Source organism: Halostagnicola sp. A-GB9-2, from assembly GCF_030068615.1.
GTDB lineage: Archaea > Halobacteriota > Halobacteria > Halobacteriales > Natrialbaceae > Halostagnicola.
This window is the reverse complement of record NZ_JASJOC010000003.1, coordinates 479,612-492,682: the sequence shown is the minus strand read 5'-3', so window position 1 is coordinate 492,682 and position 13,071 is coordinate 479,612. Positions and strand designations below refer to the sequence as shown.

At 62.9% G+C, this 13,071-nt stretch carries 10 protein-coding genes; 3 read left to right on the top strand and 7 right to left on the bottom strand.

Annotation, left to right across the window (positions count from 1 at the left end):
- The first annotated feature begins 378 nt into the window (after positions 1–378).
- Together QNM96_RS10955 and QNM96_RS10950 are read left to right on the top strand one after the other, a co-directional pair.
- A complete protein-coding gene (locus tag QNM96_RS10955) occupies positions 379–1,086 on the top strand; it encodes a hypothetical protein (RefSeq protein WP_283836319.1) in 708 nt (235 codons plus the stop codon).
- 75 nt (positions 1,087–1,161) lie between these two features.
- Positions 1,162–2,223, top strand: coding sequence for a glycosyltransferase (locus QNM96_RS10950; protein WP_283836318.1), 1,062 nt, complete (start codon positions 1,162–1,164; stop codon positions 2,221–2,223).
- Positions 2,224–2,281: 58 nt separating this feature from the next.
- Here QNM96_RS10950 and QNM96_RS10945 read toward each other — a convergent pair whose 3' ends face one another.
- The 5 genes from QNM96_RS10945 to folP form a co-directional block, all read right to left on the bottom strand.
- Positions 2,282–2,452 carry a hypothetical protein gene (locus QNM96_RS10945; protein ID WP_283836317.1) on the bottom strand — a complete coding sequence of 57 codons (171 nt, stop codon included), beginning with the start codon at positions 2,450–2,452 and terminating at the stop codon, positions 2,282–2,284.
- A gap of 73 nt (positions 2,453–2,525) precedes the next feature.
- Positions 2,526–3,680 carry a tryptophan synthase subunit beta gene (gene trpB / locus QNM96_RS10940; RefSeq protein WP_283836315.1) on the bottom strand — a complete coding sequence of 385 codons (1,155 nt, stop codon included), beginning with the start codon at positions 3,678–3,680 and terminating at the stop codon, positions 2,526–2,528.
- Positions 3,681–3,829: 149 nt separating this feature from the next.
- A complete protein-coding gene (locus tag QNM96_RS10935) occupies positions 3,830–4,582 on the bottom strand; it encodes a hypothetical protein (protein WP_283836313.1) in 753 nt (250 codons plus the stop codon).
- 88 nt (positions 4,583–4,670) lie between these two features.
- Entirely contained in the window at positions 4,671–4,877 is a 207-nt protein-coding gene (locus QNM96_RS10930) for a hypothetical protein (protein WP_283836311.1), read from the bottom strand.
- 67 nt (positions 4,878–4,944) lie between these two features.
- Positions 4,945–7,461, bottom strand: a complete 2,517-nt coding sequence (gene folP, locus QNM96_RS10925; protein WP_283836310.1) for a dihydropteroate synthase — start codon at positions 7,459–7,461, stop codon at positions 4,945–4,947.
- 179 nt (positions 7,462–7,640) lie between these two features.
- Here folP and QNM96_RS10920 point away from each other — a divergent pair, with 179 nt between their 5' ends.
- Positions 7,641–7,901, top strand: a complete 261-nt coding sequence (locus QNM96_RS10920) for a hypothetical protein (RefSeq protein WP_283836309.1) — start codon at positions 7,641–7,643, stop codon at positions 7,899–7,901.
- A 59-nt stretch (positions 7,902–7,960) separates the two neighbouring features.
- Here QNM96_RS10920 and QNM96_RS10915 read toward each other — a convergent pair whose 3' ends face one another.
- Entirely contained in the window at positions 7,961–9,538 is a 1,578-nt protein-coding gene (locus QNM96_RS10915) for an acetolactate synthase large subunit (protein WP_283836308.1), read from the bottom strand.
- A gap of 90 nt (positions 9,539–9,628) precedes the next feature.
- A complete protein-coding gene (gene carB / locus QNM96_RS10910; protein ID WP_283836307.1) occupies positions 9,629–12,808 on the bottom strand; it encodes a carbamoyl-phosphate synthase large subunit in 3,180 nt (1,059 codons plus the stop codon).
- Positions 12,809–13,071 lie beyond the last annotated feature (263 nt).

Here is a 13,071-nt window from a genome sequence, read left to right as displayed (position 1 = left end):
AACCCGGTAACCGTTTCCCCTCGATTTCGATCGTGAGTGAAAACCGTTCCGCCTGTAGGTCCGGCCTAGTCTCCGTTCCAGCGGGTGCAACTGTTCTTCCTGGCGGTTAGTCGTCGTCCGTCTGCCGGTCATCGCGGTCTGTCGGTTCTCGTCGAGCGGTTGTCCGCGGAGAACTCGTGGCGCCACTGCCCTCCTTGCGTTCTCTCATAGGGTCGGTTGTCCCTGTGTACCTGTTTGTCGCCAGAGCGGGGTGGCGACTGGCCGAAAATGATGTACAACCGACCCTATCACACACACCGTTCGAATCGAAACGGGACAACGCCGCGGCGCTGTTCGGTGTGCATAACAAAACGACCGAATCCGGAACGAAACAGGACGATGGCAGACGAGGACGAGTCCACCGACGAAGAACAGGCCGCGCCAGTCACGACAGTCCTCGTCACGGTGCTGGTCGTCCTCGTCGCGTTCGGGTTGACAATCGCAGTGGTCGGCCCCGAGTTTCTAGACGGCGAAGCGTCCAGCGGCGACGGGGTTCCAGAGTCGATCGGCGTCCTCGACGGTATCTCCGACGGCACGTCGGATACCGACTCCGAAGATATTCTCGGCGGAGAGACCGAAATCGACGAGAATTCGTCGGCTGAAGGCGATAACGGATCGACCGACGATGCGGACAACGAATCAGTGGATGGAGCGATAAATGAATCGGTAGACGCTATAGAAAATGAATCCGATAGCGACGTGAACGTGTCGGTGGACGGCGAGGACGGGTCCGACGGCGAGAGTAACGACCAGAACGAGTCAGACGACGACACAAACGAAAGCAACGACGACACTGACGAGACGGACGACTCCGAGGAAAGTAGCGAGGCCGATGACGAGACGGACGAATCTGCGGACGACGCTGACGACGAAACGGACGAGGAGGAATCCGATAACGAGGATGAAAGCGAAGCAGACGAATCGGATAGCAACGATGAATCGGACAGTGACGACTCGGACGACGACGATAGCGGGCCGTTGGATGGACTCGGCGATTACATCAGCGACACGGTAGAAGATGCGATGCCCGGCGGTGACGAAGACTGAGTCTCTGATTCGACTCGATCGGGCGCTTCGATAACTTAGGTGATTTTTTAATCCGGGGCTACGTCCCGACGGCATATGCACATCGCGTTCGTCTCGTTCGAAACGGTCGATCACCGCGATACCGAGACGAACCAGCGGTTTCAGGCGGTCCTCGAGTTGCTCCGAGACGGCGGCCACGACGTCCACGTCTTCTGTGCCCAGTTCTGGCCCAGCGAGGAATCGGTCTTCGAACGCGACGGAATTACCTACCACGGCGTGTCGACCGGCCTTGACGCCCAAACGTCGTTTCTGCTTCGGCTCCCGTTCGTCCTCGCCAGGTTCGGGCCCGACATCATCCATGCGAACGCACAGCCGCCGAAACAGGGTATCGCGGCCAACTGGGGCTCGAGACTCGCTCGCGTCCCGCTCGTCGTCGAGTGGTACGGCGACGGCGGCGTCGGCGACGACAGAGTCACCCGGTGGGCAACGAGCCAGCCCGACCGGATCGTGGCTCCCTCGGAGCTCGTAGGAACCTGGGTCCGAGAAATCGGAGCCGACAGCGAACAGGTGACGCCGATCCCGAATCAGATCGATACCGAACGGATACGAGGAGTTGCCCCCGGAGAGCGCGTGGAAGTAGTTTACGCCCGCCGCCTCGACGAGGGAGCGAACCTCGAGAGCCTGTTGCTCGCGCTGGCCGAAATGCGACGCCGAAGCTGGAACGCAGTCATCATCGGCGACGGCCCCGAGCGCGAGTACTACGAGGGGCTGGCCAGCGATCTTCGGATCGAGGATCGAATCACGTTCGCTGGCGAGCTCCCCCGCGAGGACCGAATCGCCGTCTACCGCGGGGCACACGTCTTCGCCCAGACGGCCGAACACTGCGTCTTTCCGACGGAGATGCTCTGGGCGCTCGCCGCGGGCTGTGTCGGCATCGTCGAGTACCACGCAGACTCGAGCGCTCACGAACTCGTCGAGGGCTGGGATCGAGGCTTTCGAACCACCAGTGAGGAAGAACTGACGAACGCTATCGTCAGCGCCGGCGACCTCGAGTACCGCGACTACGACGACCGGTTCGCCGCCTACGACGAGCGTTCGATTCGGGAGCGATATCTCGATACATATCGAACGCTTCGAGAAGACGCTGGCATACTGTGAGCAGGGCGTACAAGAGAGCAGTGATCAGGGAAGGTGAATCGGGCAATCGAGGGAAGATTCAGATCGACTGTGCGAGCGACCAACCGATTGCCCCGGCGACGGCGAGAAACAACAGGACGACGGCGTAGACGAGAAGTTGGGAGAAAACAGGCCACAGCAGGACGGCCAGGACGGCGACGATCAAGACGATGATGACGTTGAGGCGATGAACGATCACGTCTTCGGGCATCACTCTGAAAATGATTCTCTTCTAATAAATAGGTTTGGTAACAACCGTTATCTCCGAAGGGGCGTCCGAACGACTACAGGTCGAATTTCTCGGCGGCAGTCTCCATATCCTTGTCACCTCGCCCCGAGAGATTGACCAGGATCCGCTCGTGATCCGTCTCTTCGGCCAGTTGAATCGCTCGAGCGAGTCCGTGGCTGGACTCGAGGGCCGGGATAATCCCCTCCGTTTCGCTGAGTTCTCTGAACGCGGCCAGCGCCGCGTCGTCGGTGACGCCGCTGTACTCGCACCGACCGACGGCGCGAAACATGGCGTGTTCGGGGCCGACACCGGGGTAGTCCAGTCCCGCCGAAACGGAGTGGACGTCGACGTCCTCGTCGATGACGCGGGTTTTCATCCCGTGGATAACGTCGTCTTTACCGCTCGAGAGCGGCGCCGCGTGGCGACTCGAGTCCGAACCCTCACCGCCGCCTTCGGCACCGTAGAACGCGACGTCATCATCGTCTCGGAAGGCGTGAAACAATCCGATCGCGTTCGAACCGCCGCCGACGCAGGCGACCGCGGCGTCAGGCAGTTCGCCCGTCCGATCGAGGAACTGCTCTCGAGCCTCCGTCCCGATGACGCTCTGGAAGTCCCGGACCATCCGCGGGAACGGGTCAGGCCCGACGACGCTCCCGACGAGGTAGTGGGTGTCCTCGACGTTTTCGGCAAAATCCTCGAGCGCGGCGTCGACGGCGTCGGCCAGCCCCTCGCCGCCGCGGGTCACTTCGTTGACCTCGGCACCCATCAATCGCATCCGGAAAACGTTCATCTCCTGTCGTTGGACATCCTTTTTTCCCATGTAGATCTCCGTCTCGAGGCCGAGCAAGGCACCGACCATCGCCGTTGCGGTGCCGTGCTGGCCCGCACCCGTCTCGGCGATCAGCCGATCCCGACCCGCTCGTTTCGCGAGCAGGGCCTGACCGAGCGCGTTGTTGATCTTGTGAGCGCCGCCGTGGAGCAGATCCTCGCGCTTGAGGTAGATTTCGGCTCCGTAGCGCTCGCTCAGGTTTCCGGCGTAATACAGCGGCGTCGGTCGGCCGGCGAACTCCTCGAGCAGATCCCGAAGATCGGCCTGAAACTCGTCGCTGGTCCCGATTTCGTCGTACGCGGTCGCCAGTTGCTCGAGCGGCTCTTGGAGCGGGTCCGGCACGTGTCGACCGCCGTACCCCTCGAAGTTTCCATGAGACATAGTCTGGGTGCAGTTACGCCTTCATCATAATGTATGTTTGTGAAAGTCATCGGCGAAGTCTCTGATCGTAGTATCGAACCGTCGAAACAGCGTTTCGATCAAAGTTGCCACCACTGGTTTTCCTTGCAGACAGAGACTCGACAAACACCTCACTCTTCGCTTTCCTCGCCCCTCTCGTTTTCCTCGTCACCCCCGCGCTCGTCCGGGGTGTCGGCCCGCATGTGGGACGCATCCTCTTCGATGGTTCCCTCGGGCTCTGTTCCCTCCGTCTGGGACGGCTGGGCCTGTTCCGGATCCGGACCGGTCGCCTCGGCCGGTTCGTCCGCGAGCGCCGAATCCGAAACGTCGATTTCGACCCGCTCGTCGCCCGTGTTCCGTCTCGGATCGTCATCCTCGGCATCGATCCCTGGTCTGTCTCGAGGCTCGGCGTCGGTTTCCTCGGTAAACTCGATCTCCGACTCGGAGTCGTCGTCTCGAGATGTTCCGAACTCGGCGTCGGAGCTGACGTCGCCGTCCTCGTCGGTCTGGGAAACGCGGCCGAGGTCGTGGCGCTCGGTCGCCGCGTGTGCCTCGTCGGAGGGTGCCTTCCCATCCGTTTGGTCTGTTGCTGTTTCGTCTTCTCCTCCGCCGTCGAGGGCACCTCGACCGGCGAGCGCCCGTTCTACCGCCGTTCCGTCGCGGTTCCGTCGCTGATACTGGCCGAGTTTGAGGAGTCCGCCACCAAGCGCGAGTTGTCCGATCGCTCGAAACCTGCCTCGGGCGACCGAGCGAACGCCCGCCAGGACGAACGCGCCGCCCCCCGCGAGCGCCAGCGAGCCGTCGCTCGCGCCCGTCCAGAGAAGCGACTTCGTCGTCTCGAGTCCCGGTTCGTCCGCGGCGTCGGAAAGAGCGTCCTCAGTCATTGTAGTAGTCGCGGGCGAGGCCCGCATTCGGAGAGGATACGTACTCGAGACGGTTGAAACGTGGGCCGGCAGGTGACTACACGAGCGATCAAATTTCCTGAGCGACGTGTTCGACGGCAACCAATATCCTGTAGAGAAGATAGATTACGACCAGATTCAGCCCGACGACGACGAACAAAAGCGCGTCCAACGTCCAGGCCTGAATCAAAACGAACAGAATCGCCGTAAAGCCGATAATCAACGCGATCGATTCGAAAAGAGAGTCGAGCGGTGTATCGTCGGTGGACGAAGCCATGGTTCGACGCAGAGAGTGGAGAGACGTGAGCGTTTCCTAACCAATCCGCGCCGCGATCAAACGAAGCCTACCACTCGAGTTCATCGTCGGCCACCAGATCCGGATTTCCGATGGCGAGGGCTGTCTTCACGGCGGCGACGTTCTCGGGCACGTCGTGAACGCGGACGATATCGGCTCCGCGATCGGCAGCGAGGGCGCTGGCCGCGACGGTCGGGACGAGTCGGTCGTCCGACTCGTCGGTAACGGGATCGAACATCGATTTGTGGGAGTGACCGATGAGGATCGGCGAGTCGAGTGCCCGGAGTTCCTCCGTCCGGCCCAGGAGTTCGAACCCTTCGCGGGGCGACTTTCCGAATCCGAGCCCCGGATCGACGATGATCTGCTCGCGGTCGAGCCCCGCTTTCTCGGCGAGCAACACCCGTTCGGTCAACTCGTCGATTACGTCCTCGACGACGTCGTCGTACTCGACGTCCCGATCCGGAACGACGGGCGCGTCGATGCTGTGCATCACGATCAGCGGCGCGTCGTACTCCGCGGCGACAAAGCGCATCTCCGGATCCTCAAGACCCGACACGTCGTTCAGGATGTCCGCGCCAGCCTCGAGTGCCGCCTTGGCGACGGCCGCCTTGCGCGTGTCGATGGAGATGAGCACGTCGTCCGCCAACGAACCCTCCCTGAGCCGCTCGACGACAGGAACGACGCGGTCGATCTCTTCCTCGAGCGAGACGGGATCGGCACCCGGGCGGGTAGACTCCCCGCCGATGTCGATCACGTCCACGCCGGCGTCGATCATCGCCTCGGCGCGGGAGACGGCGTCCTCGAGGTCGCCGTACTCGCCGCCGTCGTGGAAGCTGTCGGGCGTGACGTTCAGGATGCCCATCACCGCCGTTCGATCCCGCCACGGGTACTGATGGTCGGGTCCCGAGACGCCGATCTCGAGCGTCTCGCGCAGTTCGCGAGCGACGTCGGCCAGTCCGTAGGGCTGGGCCTCGAGCTTGTCGGTCAATCGCTTGAACTGCGAGAGCGTCCCCATCAGGACGGCGTCGGTCCGTTCGTCCTCGCGCTGGAGTCCCGAAAGGGCGCACTCGCCGCCGAGGCTCAACAGTTCCTGTTTCAGATACGAGGCCTGCCTGTACTGTAAGTTCGTCTTGACGACGCGGTGGACGGCCTTCCCGCGCATTCGGTAGACGCCCTTCTCCGTGACCTGTGCGCCCTCGAGCGTTTCGCGGGCGTCCTCGAGCGAGCGGATCCGCTTTAGCACGTCCGCCGCGGTCCACCGAGACCGAGCCTCGGCGACGGCAAAGAGCGAGCCCGTTACGAGCACCGCGTCGTTCTCTCCCGCGGCCTCGAGCGCACTCGAGAGGGCGTCCTGAACGGCCGATTCGGTGTGTACGTTGTCGGTCTCGAGGCCGGCGTCGTCGAACACCTCGGCGAGGACGGCCCGGTCCTCGGCCCGGTCGAGCGTCGGCTCGCAAGCGATGAGCGAGTCGGGCGTCGGCAGCGCCGCCGCCATCCCCCGATGGTCCTTGTCGTGCATCGCGCCGAAGACGAGGTGGAGGTCGTCGTACTCGTAGGTCGAGAGCGTTTCGGCGACTCGCTCGCAGGCGGCGGGATTGTGCGCTCCGTCGAGAACGACCAGCGGCTCGGTGTCGAGCACCTCGAACCGGCCCGGCCAGTGGGCGTTTCGCAGTCCGCGGGCGAGTTCGGCGTCGGTAACGTCGGTCACCTGTCGAGCGAGCGTCGCCGCGATTCCCGCGTTTTCGGCCTGATGCTCGCCCGGTAGCGGAATTTGCGTCTCGAGCCCCCAATCACCGCCGTCGATCTCGATTTCGGCCTCGATGTGGTTCACCCGGCCGCCGTACGCGACGCGAACGTCCGGTCGGCGATCGCTCGATTCCAGATCAGTCGACTCGTTCCCGAGCGCTTTGCCGTCCCTTCCGACCGTCACGACATCGCCCGCAACGTCGCGGATCGGCTCGAGCGTCTCGTCGGTAACGCCGGTGACGAGCGGTGTGTTCGCGGGGGCGACGTGTGCTTTATCTCGCGCGATTTCCGCCTTTGTTTCGCCGATAATTCCGGTGTGTTCGAGGCTGACGCTCGTCACAGCGCTCGCTATCGGGTCGACCACGCTCGTCGCGTCGAACTTGCCGCCGATACCGACCTCGAGAATCGCGACATCGACGTCCTCACGACCGAAATACCACAGTGCGAGGCCGGTCATCGTCTCAAAAAAGGTCGGCGACTCGCCGTCCGCACCGCGTTCGGTGATATAGTCTCGACTCGACTCGACGAACGAACAGACCGCCGATCGAGGAATCTTGCGCCCGTCGACACGAACGCGCTCGCGCAGATCCTCGAGGTGTGGTGAGGTGTAGATCCCGACAGAGAGGCCGGTTTCGCGAAGCGTTCGCTCGAGCATCCGTGCCGTCGACCCCTTTCCGTTCGAGCCCGCTACCTGAACGAAATCGATGTCTTCGTGCGGGTTCTCGAGGTGGGCGAGGAGCGCAGCCGTCGATTCCGTCCCCGGTTTCGGGCGGAATCGTCGCAGACCAAAGAGGAAATCCGCCGCCTCGTGATACTCCATATCTGCTGCACAGAGTCCGTCCGCTTTAGGGTTGCGCAACGGCCCGGAGTGTCGGTTATACTGTGAGCAAACGGCCCGTATACGCGCCGCTGATTGTCAGGGATTCTCGACGTTCGGACTTTCTTACTGTTCTATGAGAGAGAAAACTTATGAGGTGGTGTTCGAATTTGATGCAGTGTATGACACAGCTACTGACGATAGGAGGATGCGAAACGCCGTCGAACTTCGAAATTACCGTCGATGGAACCATCAAACCGATTTCCGAGGACCCATTCGAAGACGCAATCATCGCCTCGGGGACCACCGTCGAAGGAGCCGTCGACTCGGATCACCTTGAGTTCCAGTTTTCGGGCGAGGTTACGGACATCACCGTCACCGGCGGCAAAACGGACGTCGAAATCGACGGGGAAGCGGTCGACCCGGCCGAGTACGTCGCGTAATCGCGTAGAAGGGACGAACAGGGACTGTCGGTTTTCTGCGGACGACTCGACAGCCGAATCTACAGTCGAATCTCAATCAGAGCGAGTTCGTCGGACGGGACTGCGGTCGCCAACGCCCGTTCGACCTCGCTCCAGGTCTCGGGGCGGAACGACTCGATGCCGAAGGACTCAGCAAACGTGACGAAATCCGGGTTCGTCAACTCGGTTCCGAACTGCTCCCCGCGGTGCTCGCGCTGTTGTTCGGAGATCAGTCCGTAGTCCTCGTCGTTGAACACGACGACCGTAAACCCACAGTCGAGTCGGGTCGCGGTCTCGAGCTCCGCGGCGTTCATCAAGAACCCGCCGTCGCCGGTCCCCGCGACGACGTTCGCGTCGGTCGCGAGATCGGCAGCGAGCGCGCCCGGCACGGCGATCCCCATGCTCGCCAGCCCGTTCGAGATGATGCAGGTGTTGGGCTCGTACGTCGGAAACGACTGCGCGATTTTCATCTTGTGCGTGCCGACGTCCGAGACGAGCACGTCCTCGTCGGCCATCGACTCGCGCAACAACGGAAGGGTGTTTTCGACGGTGATCGGATCGTCCTCGTTCGGCTTCGTCGTCGCTCCCTCGAGAATCCGATCGTGGAGATTTTTACACCACAGCGAACACGCGTCGGCCGAGATCCGATCGTCGATCGCGGCGAGCGACGCGCCGATATCGGCCACGATTTCGACATCGGGGGGATAGTGGCGATACACCTCCGCTGGCTCGAGGTCGACGTGGACGATCGATTTCTCGAGATCAGGATTCCAGCCCTCCGGATCGTGCTCGGCGATGTCGTAGCCGACCGCGACGACGCAATCAGCCCGGTCGATCGCTTCGGCGGCTTCGCCAGCCGGTCCCGAATCGAGCGTCATCAACGAGGCGGCGTTTCGATCCGAGATCGCTCCCTTGCCCATGTACGTCGCGACGACCGGTATCTCGAGCCGGTCGACGAGCGCACGAATACTGTCGGCGGCGCGCGTCCGAACGGCACCGTTACCGGCCAAAATAATCGGACGCTCAGCCGACTCGATGAGCGTCGCAGCGCGGTCGACCGACTCGTCGTCGGGATCCGGACGCCGAACCTGCTCGCGGATCGGAATCGGCGCGGCGTCGATTTCCTCCCGCGCCACGTCCTCGGGAAACTCGAGGTGGGTCGCACCGGGCTTTTCGTACTCCGCGAGCTTGAACGCTTTGCGCACCGACTCGGGGACGATTTCGGGGTCCGCGATCTGCGCGTTCCACGTGACGATCGGGTCGAACACGTCGAGCACGTCGAGCGTCTGGTGGCTCTCTTTGTGCAACCGCTCTCGGTCGCTCTGTCCGGTGATCGCGACGACCGGACTCTTATCGAACTGGGCGTCCGCGACACCGGTGACGAGGTTCGTCGCGCCGGGGCCAAGCGTCGACAGACAGACGCCCGCCTCGCCGGTCAACCGGCCGAACACGTCGGCCATGAACGCCGCCCCCTGTTCGTGGCGCGTCGGAACGAACGTGATTTCGGAATCTCGAAGCGAGAACAGTAGATCCTCGATTTCCTCGCCCGGGACCCCGAAAACGCGGTCGACCTCCTCAGCCTCGAGACAGTCGACGAGCAGATCGGATGCTGTCGGCATGAGCGTCGCTCCGCGCTCTCGATAAAATAGTGTATTCCCTGCAGAAGATCCGACGCGGCGGTTCGTGAAATTAGCGGCGGGTCGGGGAAATTACTCGCCGGTGCCCCAGCGAGCCGTTCGCTTCGGACGGTCGGAGATCGTCTCGACCTCAAGGTTGCCGTCTGCCGCCTCGAGTCCCTCGACGTACGCCTTCGCGCTGGCTTCCGTCGAGAGATACGGGATCTCCTCCTCGACGGCCATCTCGAGGGAGTCGCGGTCGCGGCTGACGACGAAGTCGACTTTTCCCTCGCGGATCGCCTGCGGAACGTCGTCGAACGTAGCGACCTCGAAGTGGTCCTCGAAGCCGTCGATGTCGAAGTCGACGACGGCCGTTCCGTCGCTAACGGCGTTCGAAGACGCCTGCTGGGCCTTCCAGTAGGCCGTTCCGAACTCACTCGCCGTTCCCATCACTTCGCCGGTCGATTTCATCTCCGGTCCGAGGCGCGGGTCCGAGCCCGGCAGTCGGTCGAACGGGAGGACGACTTCCTTGATCGAGGTGTGTTCGGGGATCTGCTCGTCGACGCCGAGGCTCTCTAAGGTTTCCCCGGCCATCACCTTCGCGGCCAGCTTCGCGATCGGAACGCCCGTCGCCTTCGAGACGAACGGGACGGTACGTGAGGAACGCGGGTTGGCCTCGAGCACGTACACCTCTCCGTCTTTGACGGCCAGCTGAACGTTCATCAGCCCCCTCGTCTTGAGCGCCGACGCGATGTCTTCGGTCACTTCGCGAACGCGCTCGAGCGTCTCCTCGTCGAGCGAGCGCGGTGGGATCATACAGGCGGAGTCGCCCGAGTGAACCCCCGCGCTCTCGACGTGTTCCATGATGCCGCCGATGAGCACCGAGCGGCCGTCGGCGACGGCGTCGACGTCGAGTTCGACGGCGTCCGCGAGGAACTCGTCGACGAGGATCGGTTTGTCCGGCGCGACGCGAACCGCTTCCTCGATGTAGCGCTCGAGTTCCTCGTCGTCGTGGACGACCTCCATCGCGCGGCCGCCAAGCACGTAGCTCGGGCGGACGAGCACGGGGTAGCCGATGTCGTGGGCCAGCTCGAGAGCCTCCTCTTTCGAGGTCGCCGTGCCGCCGTCTGGCTGGGCGATATCGAGTTCGTCCATCAGCGCGTTGAACCGGTCGCGGTCCTCGGCCAGGTCCATCGCTTCGACGCTGGTTCCCATTACGTCACAGTCCAGCCCGCGGCGCTCGATCTCGTCGTGGAGCGGTTCGCCGATGTTGACCGAGGTCTGGCCGCCGAACTGGATCATCACGCCGTCGGCGTCCGCGGCCTCGGCGACGTCTGCAACCTCTTCTGCCGTGATCGGCTCGAAGAACAGCCCGTCGGAGGTGTCGTAGTCCGTCGAGACCGTTTCGGGATTATTGTTCACCACGTGAGCGTCGATTCCCAGCTCTCTGAGGGCGCGAACCGCGTGGACCGAACAGTAGTCGAACTCGACACCCTGCCCGATGCGGATCGGGCCGCCGCCGACGACGATGATGCTCTCGACGTCGCGGTCGACCTCGAGTTCGCCCGCGGCGGCGTCGCCGACGAGCGGCCCCTTGTCGAACTCCGACTTACGCGCGGAGTAGTAGTACGGCGTCTCCGCTTCGAACTCGCCGGCGCAGGTGTCGACCTGCTTGTACGTGCGCCCGGGGACGTCCGTCTCGACCGTATCGACCGTCGAGCCCGTCGTCGCGGCAATTGAGGTGTTGGTGTGTCCCGCTATTGCGGCCTCGGTAAAGTCACCGTCCTGTGCGGCGCGCATCGACTTGGCGACGCGGTGGTATCGCTCTGCGTACCACTCGAAGATACCCGTGAGTTCGACGACCTCCTCGGTGGTGTAACCGCGCTCGTAGGCCTCGAACATCGCGTACGGACGGTCCGGCGACGGGCGCTCAAGGTAGTGGTCCTCGAGTTCCTCGTCGGTCACGTCGTCCCAGTCGACATCAGGGTCGTACTCGGTCGAGCGCAGGGATTTCAACAGACTCTCCTCGAAGGTTCGTCCGATGGCCATCGCCTCGCCGGTCGATTTCATCGCAGTCGTCAGCTCGAAATCGACGTCGTCGAACTTGTCCTTGGGCCACCGGGGCACCTTCGTGACGACGTAGTCGATCGCGGGCTCGAACGCGGCGGTCGTCTCTCCTGTGATTTCGTTGTCAATCTCGTGGAGGCGCTTGCCCAGTGCGACCTTCGCAGTGACGCGGGCGATCGGGTATCCGGTCGCCTTCGAGGCCAGCGCGGAGGAACGGGAGACGCGGGGATTGACCTCGACGACACGATACTCGCCGCCGGGCGTGCCGTCGTCGTGCCAGGCGAACTGGATGTTACAACCGCCCTGAATGCCCAGTTCGCGGATCACGTCGAGCGCGGCGGTACGCATCTCCTGGTGACCCTCGTCGGGGACGATCTGAGAGGGCGTGACGACCGTCGACTCTCCCGTATGGATGCCCATCGGGTCGATGTTCTCCATATTACAGATGATGATACAGGAGTCGTCGGCGTCGCGCATGACTTCGTACTCGTACTCGACCCAGCCCGCGATGGACTCGGTGATCAGGACCTCGCTGTTTCTCGAGAGACGCAGTCCCTTACGCACGCGACGGAGAAGTTCGTCGAACTCGTGGACGACGCCCGATCCCGAGCCCCCGAGCGTGTAAGTGGTGCGTGCGATAACGGGAAGGCCACCGACCTCGTCGACGGCCGCCTGTACGCGGTCCTCGAGGTCCGCCTCGGTCATCTCCGAGACGGCCTCGTCCTCGTCGAGCGAAATCGTTGTCGAGGCCGGAACCGGCTGACCGATCTTCTCCATGCGCTGGCGGAACAGATCCCGATCCTCGGTCGCGTAGATCGTCTCCAGCGGCGTGCCCATGATTTCGACATCGTACTCCTCGAGGACGCCCTCCTCTGCGAGTTCAGCAGTTACGTTGAGGCCCGTCTGGCCGCCCAGACCGGCGATAACGCCGTCAGGATTCTCCTCGGCAATAATTTCGGAAATTGCCTCGGTCGTGATCGGCTCGATGTAGACCCGGTCGGCCATCTCCGGATCGGTCATGATCGTCGCCGGGTTCGAGTTCACGAGGACGACTCGAGCGCCTTCTTCCTGCAGGGCTCGGCAGGCCTGCGCGCCGGAGTAGTCGAACTCCGCCGCCTGCCCGATCTGGATCGGGCCGCTACCGATCAGCAAGATTGTGCGCTCCTCGCCCGTGACATCCCCCTCGCTCTGGTGGTCCGTACTCATTGGTCTTGTTCGTCCGGAGTTCGTACATCGTAATAAGCCCCACGAAATAGTACGATTCTCGAAATCCAATTTCGAATTTCGAATTGCGTTGAACTGTTATCGTGTCGAAACGACCGGACCACCATTCAGCGGTGGCGCGCGCTGTGGCACGGTGAGCTACGCGAGGCGTAAACGGAGTGAAGGCCTCGAGAAGCGAACGGTGACTGTCAGGAACCGTAAGCTACTGCGAGGTGCGACACCCGCGCGCGAGGTCTTCGGTCACG